The organism is Pseudomonas mohnii (assembly GCF_900105115.1).
Classification (GTDB): Bacteria; Pseudomonadota; Gammaproteobacteria; order Pseudomonadales; family Pseudomonadaceae; genus Aquipseudomonas; species Aquipseudomonas mohnii.
The window spans coordinates 2,471,035-2,486,610 of the sequence record NZ_FNRV01000001.1 but is presented as its reverse complement, the minus strand read 5'-3'; the positions used below and the strand labels follow the sequence as shown (position 1 = coordinate 2,486,610).

The following is a 15,576-nucleotide window of genomic DNA, read 5'->3' as shown; positions in this document are numbered from 1 at the left end:
TGTTCCTTGAATTCATTAGTGATTGTTCAGCGGCTGTGCGCCAAGGGCACCGAAGCCTGCAATCCACTCGGGAATCGGGCGGTAGTAGCGGCCTTCGGTCTGATAGGGGCCGAAAGCACTGAGGGCGCAGAAGGCGGCGACCCAGGTTTTCACTTCGTGGGTAGACTTGCCGGCCAGCGCCGACAATTCGTCATTGCTCAGGCTGTCGAGGTCGCTCATGCGGCCCTGTTCGAGGGTGTCGAGAAACTGCTGATCCCACGTCGGGTTCAGGGGGTGCAGGCTGTGCGGGTCTTCGACGAAGTCTCGGGCGGCTTGAATGACCCGGTTCTGGCGTGCCTGTCGTTCATCGGCGGGTAGCTGACGCCCGCTGCCCATCAGACGGTCAGCCATACGCGCATCGACCTTGGCCAGTTCCGGTACCGGTGGCTGATGGGACAGGCCGCCGGAGGCCAGAAACAGCACGCGCTTATTCAACGACTTCGCCCATTGGCCAATCGCCTCACCCAGCATTCGGGCGCGATTGAAGCCAGGCAGGGGCACGGCCACGGAGTTGATGAACACAGGAATCACCGGACAGCCCTGCAAGCCGCCGAGCAACAGTTCCAGCGGCTGCGCGAAGGCATGGTCGACCTGCATGCGATAAGACACCGCGGCGTCGACACCGGCATCCAGCACAGCCTTGGCGCAAGATTCAGCCAGCGCTTTAGGCACGTCCAGGGGGCCGGCGGCGGTGTCGAAATCACCGATGGCGTCGGCCGCCATGCCGATGCAAAAGGCCGGCATCACGTCGTAGAAAAAGCCGTTGTAATGGTCCGGCCCGAACAACACCACCAGCTGCGGGTCGAAGCGGGCGATGCGTTCGCGAGCATCGCTGATCACGGCATCGACTTCGGCCAACACGTGCGGTTCAGGATCGACGTAGCCCACCAATGGCGTGTGAGACAAACAATGCAGATAGGCACTCATCTCAAGCGACCTTGCTGACAACAGCGTTCGCAGCGGTTTGTGGCAGGACTTTGAGCGCCCGGGCCAATTCATCGCAGGCCTGGCCAACGGTTTGGGGGATGGCCACTCCGGCGACGAAGCGGTCGGGACGCACCAGGGCGATGGACGAATTGCCGCGAGCGAACCATTCTCTCAACCGGCCGCTGCTGTCACCCACGCGGATCACGTCGTCGCCGGCATCGCTCGGTGCTCTGAGCTGGACGTCCGGCAACACTTGAATAAAGCGCGTGCCCAGGTTTTTCCATTGCGTAATTTGCGCTGCCGTCAGGCCCCAGGTCGGATCGCAGCCCCAGGCGATAATCGCAAAGTTTTCGCCGATCACTTCATCCAGCAACACCGTGGTGCCGGCGTCAGTCAGCACCTGCGGTTGAATGAACATCTTGCCTGTTGGCGAGCCCTTTTCACTCGGCACGATCAAGGCGCCCCGGGTGTATTGCGGCATTGGTTTGAAGCGCATTTCCAGGAAGTAGCGTTTGACCGGCGGCACGTAATTGAGCAGCCAGGACACACCATCGCGCAGGGTGCCTTGCCAGCGTTTCGGCGGCGCCAGCACATGACCGGCGAGCACCGAAAGGTCGATCATCGCCTTGGCATGGTCGCGGCGTTCCTGTTCGTAGCTGTCGAGCAGGCTGTCGGCGGCCAGGCCCTTGATCACCAGCGACAGTTTCCACGCCAGGTTGGACGCGTCGCGCATGCCGCTGTTGTAACCCTGGCCTTGCCATACCGGCATGATGTGCGCGGCATCGCCGGCCAGCAGCACCCGGCCCTGACGGAACCGACCGGCCAGACGAGCGTTATGGGTATAGACGCGGCTGCGGATCAGTTCGATGTTGTCCGGGTTCGGCAGCACCTTGCCCAGCAGCTTGCGCATGTTTTCCGGTTTGCTCAGCTCGGCTTCGGTTTCACCGGGCATGACCATGAACTCGAAACGACGCACGCCATGGGGCAGGGCGGCGGAAACGTAAGGGCGCACCGGGTCGCAGCACAGATAAACGTGGGGTGTGCTCAACGGGTCATTGGCAATGTCGACGACGATCCATTGATTCGGCGCGGTCTTGCCTTCGAAGCTGATGTCCAGGCTGCGCCGCACCAGGCTGTTGCCGCCGTCGCAACCGATCAGGTAGCGGGCATTCAGGCGTTCGTTGCGGCCGTTCTGATCCGTGAGGTTGAGCACCACCGCGCTGTCGCTTTGCTCAAAACTGCTGAGCTCACGGCTGAACAGTACCTTGACGTTGTTGAAACGCTGCAGGCCTTCGAACAGCACCCGGTCGGCCAAGGGTTGAATGAACGCGTTGCGCCGAGACCAGCCGAACTCGTCGGTTTTAGGTTGAATATCGGCAAAGCAGCGACCCTTGGGCGTCAGGAAACGCATGGCGTGCCAGGGCGTGGTATGCGGCAGCACCTTGTCGGCCAGACTGACGGACTGGAAAGAACGCAGGCTTTCATCGTCCAGGCCGATGGCACGGGGGTAGTCGATCAGGCTGTCGAGCTTTTCCACCAATGTGACGTTCACGCCACATTGCCCCAGGTAATTGGCAATCATCAGGCCGACAGGGCCGGCGCCGACGATGGCAACGTCGGTGCTCAGCTCCACCGTGGAAGGAGTGGGTGCAAGACTCATGGGTATCTCCGTACAGCGCTTTTGGATTTCTTGTTGGGCGCAGTATGGAAATCAGGTAGCTGGTGGACAACGAAAACCCTTGCTAGTGTGCACCAGGTGCACAGCCTTGATTGATAGAAAAATGGAGCCTCCATGAGCGAAACAGAATACAAGGCCGTTCGTGGGCTAATGCGCGGTTTGGCCCTGATCAATGGCTTGAATCGTTTCGATGGCGGGGCTACTACGGCGCAGTTGGCCGAGCAAAGCGGGCTACATCGCACCACGGTTCGTCGATTGCTGGAGACCTTGCAAACCGAGGGTTACGTGCGACGCAGTGATTCAGATGACAGCTATCGCCTGACGTTGAAAGTCCGCGAGCTGAGCGAGGGATTTCGCGACGAGCAATGGATCTCTTCGATTGCCGCACCGCTGCTTGGCGAGCTGCTGCAACAAGTTGTCTGGCCAACCGACCTGTGCACGCTGGACGGCGACGCCATGGTGATTCGCGAGACCACTCATCGATTCAGTCGCCTGTCATTTCACCGCTCCATGGTCGGTCGGCGCTTACCGTTGCTCATGACGGCCACTGGGCGTGCGTACTTTGCGTTCTGCCCCCCGGCTGAGCGCGAAGAGCTGATTGAGTTGATGATCAGCCGCGAAGATGAGCAGTCGGCGCTGGCGGCGGATCGTGGCTTTGTCGACCGGTTGGTGGAGCACACTCTCGGCAAGGGCTATGGCGAAAACAATTCCCACTGGGGCCAGGAACGCAAAATTGCTGCCATCGCGATTCCGGTTGAGCACGAGGAGCGGGTGATGGGTTGCCTGAATCTGGTTTATATCGCCAAGGCGATGTCGGTTGAGGAAGCCGCCCGCCGGTATCTGCCGGCGATGCAAGGCGTGGTGCAAAAAATCAGGGCTCAATTGGCGTAGTGTGGGTGGCACTCTGCGTGCTCTGCGGTGCTGCTCGATTCAGCCCTTACAAGACGCAAAAATCCCCGTATCAGCGAGTGATTACGGGGATTTTTCGTCTATCGAGTTCCGTGGATATCCACGGCACCCATTACACGTTGAAGCGGAAGTGCATCACGTCGCCGTCCTTGACGATGTAGTCCTTGCCTTCCAGGCGCCATTTACCAGCTTCCTTGGCACCGGCCTCACCCTTGTACTGGATGAAGTCGTTGTAGGCGATGACTTCGGCACGGATGAAGCCTTTTTCGAAGTCGGTGTGGATCACGCCAGCCGCTTGCGGAGCGGTGGCACCGACGCGGACGGTCCAGGCGCGGACTTCTTCGACACCGGCGGTGAAGTAGGTCTGCAGGTGCAGCATCTCGTAGCCAGCGCGGATCACGCGGTTCAGGCCTGGCTCTTCGAGGCCCAGGGCTTCGAGGAACATGTCTTTCTCTTCACCGTCTTCAAGTTCGGCGATTTCTGCTTCGATCTTGTTGCAGACCGGTACAACCATGGCGCCTTCTTCTTCGGCAATGGCTTTCACCACGTCCAGGTGCGGGTTGTTTTCGAAACCGTCTTCAGCAACGTTGGCGATGTACATGACCGGTTTGGTGGTCAGCAGGTGGAAACCCTTGATGACCGCCTTTTCGTCGGTGCTCATGTTCTTCATCAGGCTGCGCGCAGGCTTGCCCAGGGTGAAGTGAGCGATCAATTGCTCCAGCAGGCCTTTCTGGACCACAGCGTCCTTGTCACCACCCTTGGCGTTGCGCGCGACTTTCTGCAGTTGCTTCTCGCAGCTGTCGAGGTCGGCGAAGATCAGTTCCAGGTCGATGATCTCGATGTCGCGTTTCGGGTCGACGCTGTTGGAGACGTGAATCACGTTCTCGTCTTCGAAGCAGCGGACCACGTGGGCGATGGCATCGGTTTCGCGGATGTTGGCCAGGAATTTGTTGCCCAGGCCTTCACCTTTCGACGCACCAGCCACCAGGCCGGCGATGTCGACGAATTCCATGGTGGTCGGCAGGATGCGCTTCGGATTGACGATCGCGGCCAGGGCTTCCAGGCGCGGGTCAGGCATCGGCACGATACCGCTGTTGGGCTCGATGGTGCAGAAGGGGAAGTTCTCGGCCGCGATACCGGATTTGGTCAGGGCGTTGAACAGGGTGGACTTGCCGACGTTAGGCAGGCCGACGATGCCGCAATTGAATCCCATGGTGTTTCCCCTCGGATAAGAGTCAGGCCTTCTGGCTGTGCAGGTTTTTCATCGCGCGGTTCCATTCACCGGCGAGGATATCCGGCAGCACGCCGAGGGCAAAGTCGATGCTGGCATCGAGTTTTTCCTGTTCGGCGCGTGGCGCACGACCCAGGACGAAATTTGAAACCATACTGGCAACGCCCGGGTGGCCAATGCCAAGCCGCAAGCGGTGAAAGGTATTCTGATTGCCCAGTTGCGCGATGATGTCGCGCAACCCGTTGTGACCGCCATGGCCGCCGCCCTGTTTGAGCTTGGCGACGCCCGGAGGCAGGTCGAGTTCGTCGTGCGCCACCAGGATCTCTTCGGGCTTGATGCGGAAGAATCCGGCGAGTGCCGCTACGGCCTGGCCGCTACGGTTCATGTAGGTGGTGGGAATCAGCAGACGAACATCCTGACCCTGGTGCGTATAGCGCCCGGTCAGGCCGAAATATTTGCGATCGGCCACAAGGTTTACGCCTTGTGCGTTCGCGATGCGCTCAACAAAAAGGGCCCCTGCGTTATGCCGGGTCTGTTCGTATTCTGCGCCTGGATTTCCCAAGCCAACGATCAGTTTAATGGCAGTCACGATAGGGGCCCTTCCTAGGAGTGGTGGATAACATCGCCGCAAGTGGAGAGCGCGGCGAAAGTGGACGAAAGTTGCTCATTTACCATTATGTAAACTCCGCGTTCTCGCCCGCTTTCTCGCTACGTTCCAGTCCGCGATGTTTCCGTCACTCCGGCGAACAGAGTGAAATTACTCTGCTGCGCCTTCTTCGGTAGCTTCTGGAGCAACACGTGGAGCGTGAACGTTGGCAACAGCCAGGTCGTTACCGTGAGCCAGAGCAACGAACTCAACGCCTTTAGGAGCGCTGATGTCGGACAGGTGAATGATCGAGCCGACTTCGGCGTTAGCCAGGTCAACTTCGATGAATTCAGGCAGGTCTTTTGGCAGGCAGGACACTTCGATTTCAGCAACAACGTGCGAAATCTCGCCGCCTTTCTTCACCGGGGCAGCTTCGTTGATGAAGTGCACTGGAACGACAGCAGTCAGCTTCTGGCCGGCCACTACGCGTACGAAGTCAGCGTGCATCACGTGGCCTTTGGCCGGGTGACGCTGCAGAGCCTTGATGATTACGTTTTGCTTGGTGCCACCAACGTTCAGCTCGATGATGTGGCTGTAAGCCGCTTCGTTTTCGAGCAGTTTGGCAACTTCTTTAGCCAGCATGCTGATGGATTCAGGGGCTTTTTCGCCACCGTAAACTACAGCTGGAACCAGGCTTGCGAGACGACGCAGGCGGCGGCTCGCACCTTTCCCCAGGTCGGAACGCACTTCAGCATTCAGAGTAAAATCGTTCATGTTGTATCTCCAAAATAACCACATTCGCCCCAGCGTTTGCGACCAGCGCTAAAGGCGATATGGGCAAAAAAGCCCCGCCCCGACAGGAATGCCGGGGCGGGGCGCTTTTCGTCAACGAGATGTTCGAGAAGGGCAGGGCCCTTAGCGGAACATCGCGCTGATCGATTCTTCATTGCTGATGCGGCGTACCGCCTCGGCAACTACCGGTGCGATATCCAGTTGACGGATACGCGCACAGGCTTGTGCTGCAGCGGACAGCGGAATGGTGTTGGTCACCACCAGCTCGTCCAGCACGGAATTTTCAATGTTTTCGATCGCCCGACCCGACAGCACAGGGTGCGTGCAGTAGGCGAAAACCTTGGCAGCGCCATGCTCTTTCAGGGCCTTGGCCGCGTGGCACAGGGTGCCGGCGGTATCGACCATGTCATCGACCAGAATACAGGTACGCCCTTCGACATCACCGATGATATGCATCACTTCAGAGTGATTGGCTTTCTCACGGCGTTTGTCGATGATCCCGAGATCCACGCCCAGGGATTTGGCAACGGCACGTGCACGCACGACGCCACCAATGTCCGGGGACACGATCATCAGGTTTTCGAAGCGCTGATCTTCAATGTCATCCACCAGAACCGGGGAGCCGTAGATGTTATCTACCGGAATATCGAAGAAACCCTGGATTTGGTCAGCATGCAGATCAACCGTGAGAACACGGTCGATGCCGACTACGGTAAGCATGTCAGCGACGACTTTCGCGCTGATAGCCACACGTGCGGAACGCGGACGGCGATCCTGACGGGCATAACCAAAGTAAGGAATAACAGCAGTGATACGAGTAGCCGAGGAGCGGCGGAAGGCATCAGCCATCACTACCAGTTCCATCAGGTTATCGTTGGTCGGAGCGCAAGTCGGCTGAATAATGAAGACGTCTTTACCGCGGACGTTTTCATTGATCTCGGCTGTAATTTCGCCGTCGGAAAATTTACCGACAGAGATGTCGCCGAGAGGGATATGCAGCTGACGTACGACACGCCGAGCCAGATCGGGGTTAGCGTTCCCCGTAAAGACCATCATCTTGGACACGCGCAGTACCTGAAGGCTGAGGGTAACCTGGATGAGTATAGGAAAATGGCAGGGGCGGCTGGATTCGAACCAACGCATGGCAGGATCAAAACCTGCTGCCTTACCGCTTGGCGACGCCCCTGTATCTGTTGCAACGATTACCCAGTAATCGATTCCTTTAGAGCAGACTTTGCAGCTTGCGATGCAACATCGAAACGTTGCTTCCTTTTGCTACAAACCCTGTAAGGGTCTCTGTAAGAAGGGCCGAGACTTTATCAGCTTCAGCTTTGCTTGGGAAGCCCCCAAACACACAACTTCCAGTTCCGGTGAGTTTTGCTTCGGTAAAATTACCTAACAAATTCAATGCGTTACGTACCTCTGGATAACGCCTTGCTACTACCGGCAAGCAGTCATTTCGACTGTTTCCCTTGGGAACGGGGCGCACTTTAATGGGCGGCGAGTTACGTGTCAACAACGGATCGGAAAAAATTTCTGCCGTACTTACAGATACTTGCGGCACCAGCACCAGATACCACGGTTCTTCCGGGTCTACCGGGGTCAGTTTCTCCCCCACGCCTTCGGCGAAAGCCGCGTGGCCGCGCACGAAAACCGGGACATCGGCGCCCAGTGTCAGGCCCAGTGCGGCCAGCCGATCTTCATCCCAGTCCAATTGCCAGAGATGATTGAGGCCAAGCAAGGTCGTCGCGGCATTCGAACTGCCGCCACCGATTCCACCGCCCATGGGCAAAACTTTGTCGATCCAGATATCAATGCCGAGCCTACAACCGGATTGCTCCTGAAGTTTTTTCGCGGCTTTGACGATCAGGTTGCTGTCATGGGGAACACCTTCGAACGCGGTGTGCAAATGAATGACGCCGTCATCGCGCACGGCGAAGGTGATTTCATCGCCATAGTCGAGAAACTGAAACAGCGTCTGCAACTCGTGGTAGCCGTCTTCGCGGCGACCGAGAATGTGCAACATCAGGTTGAGCTTGGCCGGGGAGGGCAGAGTCAGGCGACTGGCAGGCATGTCATTGCCCCAGCTTGCGTGGTTGCCAGGCCTTGATCACCAGCGTGACATCGAGGTCGGTGCCGTGCAGCTTGATGCGCTCGGGCAGCCAGTAGCCGTTTTGCTCGGTGTAGGTGGTGTACTCGACCTGCCAGCCATCTTGTTCAAGACTCGCCAAGCGGCTGTCGCCATCCAGGGTCAGGCGGCTCTTGCTGTCCGGAGCCGGAAGCCCGCGGACCCACCAGGCCAGATTGGACACCGGCAACTTCCAGCCCAGCTGTTCTTCAAGCAGGACTTCCGGGCTTGGCGCTTCATAGCGACCCTGGTTGGCAACTTCCAGAGAAACCTTGCCCGGCCGCCCGGTCAGGCGTGCCGCCCCGCGACCCAGGGGGCCGGAAAGGCGGATGTCGTAATAGTCCTGGCGCTGCAGCCAGAACAGCGTGCCGCTACCCGAATCTTTTGGCGCGCGAATGCCGATCTTGCCGTCGATCTGCCAGCCATCCAGGGCGGCAAGCTGCTGTTTGTGCTCGCGCCATTGGGCGGGGTTACCGTGGCCCTCGACGGATTCGCGGGCACCGAAGCCCGCGCAACCGGCGAGCAGGGCGATGAAACTGAAAACGATGATGTGGCGCAAAAACATAATCTTAAAGAGTCTCTGATCCGGTCAGGCGCTTGATGGTACCGCGCAGCGTTGGGCTGTCAGGCTGTTCCTTGAGGAACTTGCCCCATATTTGCCTGGCTTCGCGCTGTTTGCCATTGGCCCACAGGACTTCACCCAGGTGTGCGGCGACTTCCTGATCTGGGAAGCGTTGCAATGCCTGGCGCAGCAGGCGTTCGGCTTCGTCGAGGTTGCCCATGCGGAAATTCACCCAGCCGAGGCTGTCGAGCACCGCCGGGTCTTCCGGATTGATCTGGTGAGCCTGTTCGATCAGGGCCTTGGCTTCGGCGTAACGTGTCGTGCGGTCGGACAGGGTGTAGCCCAGGGCGTTGAGCGCCATGGCATTGGCCGGGTCGTGCTTGATGATCAGTCGCAGGTCTTTTTCCATCTGCGCCAGGTCATTGCGTTTTTCCGCCAGCATGGCACGGGTGTAAAGCAGGTTCAGGTCGTCGGGGTATTGCTGCAGGGCTTTTTCCAGCACATTCCAGGCTTTGTCGCCCTGTTTGTTGGCGGACAGGGTTTCCGCCTCGATCAGGTACAGCTGGATCGCGTAGTCCGGTTGCTCGTCGCGTTCCGTCGCCAGGCGGGATTGGGCTTCGGCGGTCCTGCCGTTGTTCATCAGAATATCGGCCTGACGCAATTGTGCCGGCAGGTAATCGTTGCCCGGACCCACCTGGGCGTACTCGATCAACGCGCCCTGCGGGTCATTGCGTTCTTCGGCGATCCGGCCGAGGTTCAGGTGTGCCGAATCGACATGGCTTTCCCGGGCGATCAAGTCTTCCAGATAGCCCTTGGCCTCGTTCCAGGCCTTGGCTTCCAGGCAAACCAGCGCCAGGGAGTAACGCAATTCGTCGTCTTCGGGATATTGCTGGACCAGGCTCGAGAACTCGGCTTTGGCGTCGTCCATCCGGTCCTGTTCAACCAGCATGCGCGCATAAGTCAGGCGCAGGCGTTTGTCGTCCGGATATTTCTTGATGCTTTTTTGTAGCAGCGGCAAGGCCTCGTCACCGCGATCGAGGGTTTGCAGCAGGCGTGCGCGCAGCAGAATCGGGGCAATTTCGCCATCGTCGGGCGGATTGTCTTCGAGCAGGGTCAGCGCACCTTTGGCGTCGCCGTCCTGTTGCATCAGCAAGGCCTTGCCGAAAATCAGCTGACTATTGTGCGGATGGCGCTGCAATAAACGGTCGAAACTCTTCATCAAACCGTTACGCGTATCCTGGTCGGTGTCGGACGCGGACAAGGCCAGGAAGTCGAAGTGGGTGTCGCCCTTGCCTTGCAGGACTTTCTCCATATAGACCATGGAGTCGTCGTAGCGCCCGGCGCGGGCCAGTTGTACGGCAGCGGCCCGTTGCGCCTCGAGGTCGTCCGGGGCGTTCCTGGCCCAGATCAGTGCGGTGTCCAGGGCGGCCTGATCGGCGCCCAGGTACTCGGCGATGCGGAATGCCCGCTCGGAAATGCCCGGATCCTGGGTATTGATGGCCTGGGTCACATAGTTGTCCAGGGCAATGTCGAAACGATTGCGCTGGCCAGCCAGTTCGGCGCTCAGCAGGCTGAAGACCGTGTCTTCGCTGAATGAGCTGTAAACCTTGGGCTTTTCAGGTGCCGGAGTGCTGTCTTCGGCCGGCGACGTACTGTCCGACGATACGGGTGCCAAGGCCTGGCAGCCGCTGAGGAAGACAAAAGCGAGGAGCAACGCGGAGGATCTATTCATATAGGAAGAGGACGACTAACCTGCGGTCGGATCATCATGACACAAGCCTTGGGTCAAACATAACCGGCCTGCCATTTTCGCATGCGCACGCCTGTAAACGAGAATGTCTCGCAGTACGGACAGATGCCCGCCATGGCAATAGATATCGAATAGTTGTTCTGATTCCGTCGAAGTAGGACAATTGCCGGCTTCACGTCACCATCAGCGACTTTGAATGGCCTTCCTTGCACTCGGTATTAACCATAAGACTGCTTCAGTAGACGTCCGCGAGCGCGTGGCCTTTACCCCTGAGCAGCTGGTGGAGGCCTTGCAGCAGCTCTGCCGACTCACCGACAGCCGCGAAGCTGCGATCCTCTCCACCTGCAATCGCAGTGAGCTCTATATAGAACAGGATCACCTGTCGGCGGATATCGTCCTGCGCTGGCTGGCCGAATACCATCATTTGAGCCTCGAGGAACTGCGCGCGAGCGCCTATGTGCACGAAGATGATGCGGCAGTTCGTCACATGATGCGGGTGGCCTCCGGGCTCGATTCGCTGGTGTTGGGCGAACCGCAGATTCTCGGCCAGATGAAATCGGCCTACGCCGTGGCTCGGGAGGCCGGCACCATCGGCCCGTTGCTCGGACGCCTGTTCCAGGCCACGTTCAATGCCGCCAAACAGGTGCGCACCGACACCGCCATCGGTGAAAACCCGGTGTCCGTGGCGTTCGCCGCGGTCAGCCTGGCGAAACAGATTTTCAGCGACTTGCAACGCAGTCAGGCCTTGCTGATCGGCGCTGGCGAGACCATCACCCTGGTCGCCCGCCATCTGCATGACCTCGGCGTAAAGCGAATCGTGGTCGCCAATCGCACGCTGGAGCGGGCGAGCCTGCTGGCCGAGCAGTTCGGTGCCCATGCGGTGTTGCTGTCGGACATCCCCGCGGAACTGGTGCGCAGCGACATCGTCATCAGTTCCACCGCCAGCCAATTGCCGATCCTCGGCAAGGGCGCCGTGGAAAGTGCCCTGAAACTGCGCAAGCACAAACCCATTTTCATGGTGGATATCGCCGTTCCGCGGGATATCGAACCAGAAGTCGGCGAGTTGGACGACGTTTACCTGTATAGCGTCGACGATCTGCATGAGGTGGTCGCCGAGAACCTCAAGAGCCGGCAAGGCGCTGCGCAAGCGGCTGAAGAGATGGTGTCGGTCGGTGCCGAAGATTTCATGGTCCGCCTGCGCGAATTGGCGGCGGTGGACGTGCTCAAGGCCTATCGTCAACAAAGCGAACGCTTGCGCGACGAAGAATTGCAAAAAGCCCAGCGTCTGCTGGCCAACGGTGCCAGTGCCGAAGATGTGCTGCTGCAACTGGCCCGTGGCCTGACCAACAAATTGATGCACGCACCCAGCGTGCAGTTGAAAAAGCTCTCTGCCGAAGGTCGCCTCGATGCGCTGGCGATGGCCCAGGAACTCTTTGCCCTCGGTGAGGGCTCATCGGAAAGCTTTTCGGATAAGAAACCGCAATGAAAGCGTCACTGCTCAATAAGCTGGACATCCTCCAGGACCGTTTCGAGGAATTGACCGCCTTGCTTGGCGATGGCGAGGTCATTTCCGATCAGAACAAATTCCGCACCTATTCCAAGGAATACGCGGAAGTCGAGCCGATCGTCGAGACCTATAAACAGTTGCTCAAAGTGCAGGGCGACCTGGAAGGCGCACAGGCATTACTCAAGGACAGCGACCCGGACATGCGCGAAATGGCCGTGGAAGAAGTCCGCGAAGCCAAGGAGCGCCTGGTCGAACTGGAAGCCAGCCTGCAACGCATGCTGCTGCCCAAGGACCCGAATGACGGGCGTAACGTGTTTCTGGAAATCCGGGCGGGTACGGGCGGTGACGAGGCGGCGATTTTCTCCGGCGACCTGTTCCGCATGTATTCGCGTTACGCCGAGCGTCGCGGCTGGCGGGTGGAAATCCTCTCCGAGAACGAGGGTGAGCACGGCGGCTATAAAGAAGTCATTGCGCGCGTGGAAGGCGACAACGTCTACGGCAAGCTGAAATTCGAGTCCGGTGCGCACCGCGTGCAGCGGGTTCCGGCCACCGAATCCCAAGGGCGCATCCATACCTCGGCCTGCACAGTGGCCGTATTGCCCGAGCCGGATGAGCAGGAAGCGATCGAGATCAACCCGGCGGACCTGCGGATCGACACTTATCGTTCCTCCGGTGCCGGCGGTCAGCACGTCAACAAGACCGACTCGGCGATCCGTATCACCCACTTGCCGTCGGGCATCGTGGTCGAGTGCCAGGAAGAACGTTCCCAGCACAAGAACCGTGCGCGGGCGATGTCCTGGCTGTCGGCCAAGCTCAACGATCAGCAGACCAGTGCCGCCGCCAATGCCATTGCCAGCGAACGTAAATTGCTGGTGGGCTCGGGTGATCGCTCCGAACGCATTCGCACCTACAACTTCGCCCAGGGCCGGGTCACCGATCACCGGGTCAACCTGACGCTGTATTCCCTCGACGAAATCCTCGCCGGCGGCGTCGATGCGGTGATCGAGCCGTTGCTGGCCGAGTATCAGGCCGATCAACTGGCGGCGATAGGTGAGTAAATGACGATCATCGCCAGTTTGTTGCGCGCTGCCGATCTGCCCGATTCGCCCACGGCGCGTTTGGATGCCGAATTGTTGCTGGCGGCGGCGTTGGGCAAGTCCCGCAGTTTTCTGCACACCTGGCCGGAGCGCATCGTTCCGAGCGAAGCGGTGCTGACGTTCACTGAATACCTTCAGCGCCGCCGCAGCGGTGAGCCGGTGGCCTACATTCTGGGTCAGCAGGGTTTCTGGAAGCTCGACCTGGAAGTGGCGCCGCACACGCTGATCCCGCGTCCGGACACCGAGCTGTTGGTGGAAGCCGCGCTCGAACTGTTGCCGGCCACACCGTGCACAGTCCTCGACCTTGGCACCGGCAGCGGTGCCATTGCCCTGGCCCTGGCCAGTGAGCGTCCGGTGTGGAAGGTCACTGCCGTCGATCGCGTGCCGGAGGCCGTGGCTCTGGCCGAACGCAATCGCCAGCGTCTGAACCTGAACAACGCCACAGTGTTGAGCAGTCATTGGTTCAGCGCTCTGGAAGGTCAGCGTTTTCAGTTGATCATCAGCAATCCGCCCTACATCGCGGCAGCCGATCCGCACCTGGTGGAAGGCGATGTGCGCTTCGAGCCGGCCAGTGCCCTGGTGGCCGGTGTCGACGGGCTCGACGATCTGCGTTTGATCGTCGCCCAGGCGCCGGAGCATCTGGACGCCGGTGGCTGGCTGATGCTTGAACACGGTTACGACCAGGCCGAGGCGGTGCGTGATTTGCTGCTGACCCGTGGCTTTGAAGAGGTCCACAGCCGCACCGATCTGGGCGGTCATCAACGCATCAGTCTGGGGCGCCTGCCATGCTGAATGATCAGGAATTGCTGCGCTACAGCCGGCAAATTCTGTTGCACCACATCGATATCGACGGCCAGTTGCGCTTGAAAGAAAGCCGCGTGCTGATTGTCGGCCTCGGTGGGTTGGGTGCGCCGGTGGCGTTGTATCTGGCCGCGGCGGGTGTCGGCGAGTTGCATCTGGCGGACTTCGATACAGTCGACCTGACCAACCTGCAGCGCCAGATCATTCATGACACCGACAGTGTCGGCATGAGCAAGGTCGATTCTGCGATCCAGCGTCTGACGGCACTCAATCCCGAGGTTCAACTGGTCGCCCACCGCACGGCGCTGGATGAAGATTCCCTGGCGGCTGCGGTGGCGGGTGTGGACCTGGTTCTCGACTGTTCGGACAATTTCTCCACCCGTGAAGCGGTCAATGCCGCTTGCGTAGCCGCCGCAAAGCCTCTGGTCAGTGGCGCGGCGATTCGCCTTGAAGGGCAGTTGTCGGTGTTCGACCCGCGTCGTCCTGAAAGTCCGTGCTACCACTGTTTATACGGACACGGCAGCGAGGCCGAACTGACCTGCAGCGAGGCCGGGGTGGTCGGTCCGCTGGTGGGCCTGGTCGGCAGCCTGCAAGCCCTTGAAGCGCTGAAGCTGCTGGCGGGTTTCGGCGAGCCGCTGGTGGGGCGCCTGTTGTTGATCGACGCCTTGGGCTCACGCTTTCGTGAATTGCGAGTCAAGCGGGACCCGGGTTGCAGCGTTTGTGGGCCAAAGCATGCGTGAAGCGCCGATTGGCGTGTTCGACTCTGGCGTCGGTGGGCTGTCGGTGCTGGCCGAGATCCAGCGTTTGTTGCCCAACGAGTCACTGCTGTACGTCGCCGATTGCGGCAATATTCCCTACGGCGAGAAAACCCCGGAATTCATCCGGCAGCGTTGTAGCGTCATGGCCGGTTTCTTTCAACGGCAGGGCGCCAAGGCCCTGGTGCTGGCCTGCAACACTGCCACCGTAGCGGGCGTTGCCGACCTGCGACGCGATTATCCGCAATGGCCTATCGTCGGCATGGAGCCGGCGGTCAAGCCGGCCGCTGCCGCGACCCGCAGTGGCGTGGTTGGCGTGCTGGCCACGACGGGTACATTGCAGAGTGCCAAGTTCGCGGCATTGCTCGATCGTTTCGCCACGGATGTGCGCGTGATCACCCAGCCTTGTCCAGGGCTGGTGGAGCTGATTGAAAAGGGTGATCTGCACAGTCCCGCACTGCGTCAGTTGTTGGCCGGTTACGTCGAGCCCCTGCTTGCCGAAGGTGCTGACACCATCATCCTGGGCTGCACCCATTACCCTTTCCTCAAGCCGATGCTCAAGCAGATGATCCCCGATGACATCAGCTTGATTGACACCGGCGCGGCTGTTGCGCGCCAACTTCAGCGTCTGCTGGCCGAGCGCAATTTGCTCGCTCGAGGCCCTGCTCGTGCGGCGCAATTCTGGACCAGTGCCGATCCCCTACACTTCGCAAATATTTTGCCGATACTGTGGAATACCGCTGGCGTTGTGCAAAGCTTCAACGAGTAAGAAGGTTGTGGGGCAAGCGAATAATTGGGGTGAACTTCTGATAAA

At 59.6% G+C, this 15,576-nt stretch carries 15 protein-coding genes and 1 tRNA gene; 6 read left to right on the top strand and 10 right to left on the bottom strand.

Annotated features, from left to right (window positions below; all coding sequences use genetic code 11):
• Window positions 1-15: 15 nt before the first annotated feature.
• Both mhpB and BLV61_RS11635 read right to left on the bottom strand, forming a co-directional pair.
• On the bottom strand, window positions 16-966 hold the full coding sequence (mhpB, locus tag BLV61_RS11640; RefSeq protein WP_047533191.1) for a 3-carboxyethylcatechol 2,3-dioxygenase: 951 nt from the start codon (window positions 964-966) through the stop codon (window positions 16-18).
• Window position 967: 1 nt separating this feature from the next.
• A complete protein-coding gene (locus BLV61_RS11635; RefSeq protein WP_047533189.1) occupies window positions 968-2,626 on the bottom strand; it encodes a bifunctional 3-(3-hydroxy-phenyl)propionate/3-hydroxycinnamic acid hydroxylase in 1,659 nt (552 codons plus the stop codon).
• Between the two features lie 132 nt (window positions 2,627-2,758).
• On the opposite strand from BLV61_RS11635, the gene BLV61_RS11630 reads away from it, so the two are divergent.
• Entirely contained in the window at window positions 2,759-3,535 is a 777-nt protein-coding gene (locus BLV61_RS11630) for a DNA-binding transcriptional regulator (RefSeq protein ID WP_090465058.1), read from the top strand.
• A gap of 130 nt (window positions 3,536-3,665) precedes the next feature.
• Here the strand turns inward: BLV61_RS11630 and ychF are convergent, their stop codons facing one another.
• From ychF to BLV61_RS11590, 8 genes are all read right to left on the bottom strand, one after another.
• Complete coding sequence (gene ychF / locus BLV61_RS11625; protein ID WP_047533184.1) at window positions 3,666-4,766, bottom strand: redox-regulated ATPase YchF; 1,101 nt, start codon at window positions 4,764-4,766, stop codon at window positions 3,666-3,668.
• Between the two features lie 22 nt (window positions 4,767-4,788).
• Complete coding sequence (gene pth / locus BLV61_RS11620; protein WP_047533182.1) at window positions 4,789-5,373, bottom strand: aminoacyl-tRNA hydrolase; 585 nt, start codon at window positions 5,371-5,373, stop codon at window positions 4,789-4,791.
• A gap of 168 nt (window positions 5,374-5,541) precedes the next feature.
• Entirely contained in the window at window positions 5,542-6,144 is a 603-nt protein-coding gene (locus BLV61_RS11615; protein ID WP_047533180.1) for a 50S ribosomal protein L25/general stress protein Ctc, read from the bottom strand.
• 141 nt (window positions 6,145-6,285) lie between these two features.
• Entirely contained in the window at window positions 6,286-7,227 is a 942-nt protein-coding gene (locus tag BLV61_RS11610) for a ribose-phosphate pyrophosphokinase (RefSeq protein WP_003171603.1), read from the bottom strand.
• A gap of 46 nt (window positions 7,228-7,273) precedes the next feature.
• Window positions 7,274-7,348 (bottom strand) — tRNA-Gln (locus BLV61_RS11605).
• Window positions 7,349-7,384: 36 nt separating this feature from the next.
• Entirely contained in the window at window positions 7,385-8,236 is an 852-nt protein-coding gene (gene ispE / locus BLV61_RS11600) for a 4-(cytidine 5'-diphospho)-2-C-methyl-D-erythritol kinase (RefSeq protein ID WP_090465056.1), read from the bottom strand.
• A gap of 1 nt (window position 8,237) precedes the next feature.
• Window positions 8,238-8,855 carry a lipoprotein insertase outer membrane protein LolB gene (gene lolB, locus BLV61_RS11595; RefSeq protein WP_090465051.1) on the bottom strand — a complete coding sequence of 206 codons (618 nt, stop codon included), beginning with the start codon at window positions 8,853-8,855 and terminating at the stop codon, window positions 8,238-8,240.
• A 4-nt stretch (window positions 8,856-8,859) separates the two neighbouring features.
• On the bottom strand, window positions 8,860-10,584 hold the full coding sequence (locus BLV61_RS11590) for a tetratricopeptide repeat protein (RefSeq protein ID WP_047533174.1): 1,725 nt from the start codon (window positions 10,582-10,584) through the stop codon (window positions 8,860-8,862).
• Between the two features lie 214 nt (window positions 10,585-10,798).
• Here BLV61_RS11590 and hemA point away from each other — a divergent pair, with 214 nt between their 5' ends.
• The 5 genes from hemA to murI are packed head-to-tail and all read left to right on the top strand — an operon-like array spanning window position 10,799 to window position 15,531.
• Window positions 10,799-12,088, top strand: coding sequence for a glutamyl-tRNA reductase (gene hemA / locus BLV61_RS11585; RefSeq protein WP_090465049.1), 1,290 nt, complete (start codon window positions 10,799-10,801; stop codon window positions 12,086-12,088).
• Window positions 12,085-13,167, top strand: a complete 1,083-nt coding sequence (prfA, locus tag BLV61_RS11580) for a peptide chain release factor 1 (RefSeq protein WP_047533169.1) — start codon at window positions 12,085-12,087, stop codon at window positions 13,165-13,167. The genes hemA and prfA overlap by 4 nt, the downstream gene beginning before the upstream one ends.
• Window positions 13,168-13,998 carry a peptide chain release factor N(5)-glutamine methyltransferase gene (prmC, locus tag BLV61_RS11575; RefSeq protein ID WP_047533166.1) on the top strand — a complete coding sequence of 277 codons (831 nt, stop codon included), beginning with the start codon at window positions 13,168-13,170 and terminating at the stop codon, window positions 13,996-13,998.
• Window positions 13,992-14,747, top strand: a complete 756-nt coding sequence (locus BLV61_RS11570; RefSeq protein ID WP_090465045.1) for a molybdopterin-synthase adenylyltransferase MoeB — start codon at window positions 13,992-13,994, stop codon at window positions 14,745-14,747. Before prmC ends, BLV61_RS11570 begins: the two co-directional genes overlap by 7 nt.
• A complete protein-coding gene (gene murI / locus BLV61_RS11565) occupies window positions 14,740-15,531 on the top strand; it encodes a glutamate racemase (protein ID WP_090465041.1) in 792 nt (263 codons plus the stop codon). The genes BLV61_RS11570 and murI overlap by 8 nt, the downstream gene beginning before the upstream one ends.
• Window positions 15,532-15,576: the final 45 nt, after the last annotated feature.

What these genes read in the sequence shown, in the direction of transcription:
- BLV61_RS11590 (WP_047533174.1), bottom strand. Translation starts at nt 10,584, where the DNA reads ATGAATAGATCCTCCGCGTTGCTCCTCGCTTTTGTCTTCCTCAGCGGC.
- BLV61_RS11630 (WP_090465058.1), top strand. Translation starts at nt 2,759, where the DNA reads ATGAGCGAAACAGAATACAAGGCCGTTCGTGGGCTAATGCGCGGTTTG.
- BLV61_RS11635 (WP_047533189.1), bottom strand. Translation starts at nt 2,626, where the DNA reads ATGAGTCTTGCACCCACTCCTTCCACGGTGGAGCTGAGCACCGACGTT.
- prmC (WP_047533166.1), top strand. Translation starts at nt 13,168, where the DNA reads ATGACGATCATCGCCAGTTTGTTGCGCGCTGCCGATCTGCCCGATTCG.
- BLV61_RS11615 (WP_047533180.1), bottom strand. Translation starts at nt 6,144, where the DNA reads ATGAACGATTTTACTCTGAATGCTGAAGTGCGTTCCGACCTGGGGAAA.
- BLV61_RS11570 (WP_090465045.1), top strand. Translation starts at nt 13,992, where the DNA reads ATGCTGAATGATCAGGAATTGCTGCGCTACAGCCGGCAAATTCTGTTG.
- ispE (WP_090465056.1), bottom strand. Translation starts at nt 8,236, where the DNA reads ATGCCTGCCAGTCGCCTGACTCTGCCCTCCCCGGCCAAGCTCAACCTG.
- prfA (WP_047533169.1), top strand. Translation starts at nt 12,085, where the DNA reads ATGAAAGCGTCACTGCTCAATAAGCTGGACATCCTCCAGGACCGTTTC.
- murI (WP_090465041.1), top strand. Translation starts at nt 14,740, where the DNA reads ATGCGTGAAGCGCCGATTGGCGTGTTCGACTCTGGCGTCGGTGGGCTG.
- ychF (WP_047533184.1), bottom strand. Translation starts at nt 4,766, where the DNA reads ATGGGATTCAATTGCGGCATCGTCGGCCTGCCTAACGTCGGCAAGTCC.
- lolB (WP_090465051.1), bottom strand. Translation starts at nt 8,855, where the DNA reads ATGTTTTTGCGCCACATCATCGTTTTCAGTTTCATCGCCCTGCTCGCC.
- mhpB (WP_047533191.1), bottom strand. Translation starts at nt 966, where the DNA reads ATGAGTGCCTATCTGCATTGTTTGTCTCACACGCCATTGGTGGGCTAC.
- hemA (WP_090465049.1), top strand. Translation starts at nt 10,799, where the DNA reads ATGGCCTTCCTTGCACTCGGTATTAACCATAAGACTGCTTCAGTAGAC.